Raw genomic sequence first — 734 nt, 5'->3', positions numbered from 1 at the left:
GACAGGGTGGCGGTGTAGCCGTAATATTCCTGCGTGATCTGCGGGATGAACTGCGTGGTGGCGATCAGGATCGCCCCGGTGAACATCATCACCAGGAAGCACGAGCCGAACTGGCGATTGCCGATCAGGCGGAGGTCGACGACCGGGTTCTCGCGGGTCAGCAGCCACGGGATCATGGCGATGAACGAGACCACCATCAGCACGCCGGAGACGTTCATCAGCGTCGAGGTGCCGAACCAGTCCTTCCGCTGGCCCTCGTCGAGGATCACCTCCAGCGAGCCGAGGAACAGGGCGACCAGCACGAAGCCGACGATGTCGAAGCGGATGCCCTTGCGGACCAGGGCGCGGCGCTCCTTCTTGGCCGCGTCGCTGTCCTCGATCAGCCAGTACATCAGCCCGAGGGCGATCACGCCCACCGGCCCGTTGATCAGGAAGCACCAGTGCCAGGAAGCGTTGTCGGAGAGCCAGCCGCCGAGCGTCGGGCCGATCACCGGCGCCACCACGATGGCGACCCCGTAGAGCGCGAAGGCCTGGCCGCGCTTCGCCGGCGGGAAGGAATCGGCCAGGATCGACTGCGCGAGCGGCGCCATGCCGCCGCCGCCGAGCCCCTGCATCACCCGGAACGGCAGCAGGGGTTCCAGGCTCCAGGCGAGGCCGCACAGGATCGACGAGGCGGTGAACAGCGCCACCAACCACATGAAGAAGGCCTTGCGGCCGTAGCGCTTGGCCAGGAA

1 protein-coding gene is annotated in these 734 nt (G+C 67.0%); it reads right to left on the bottom strand.

Features of this window, described 5'->3' with window-relative positions; genetic code table 11:
• Positions 1-734, bottom strand: a 734-nt coding sequence (locus tag ACU8YC_RS25205) for an MFS transporter (protein ID WP_446895988.1), incomplete at both ends; no start/stop codon positions are given.

The sequence above is a fragment of the Citrobacter sp. VF227 genome (genome assembly GCF_052950715.1).
This window is presented reverse-complemented; position numbering and strand designations above follow the sequence as displayed.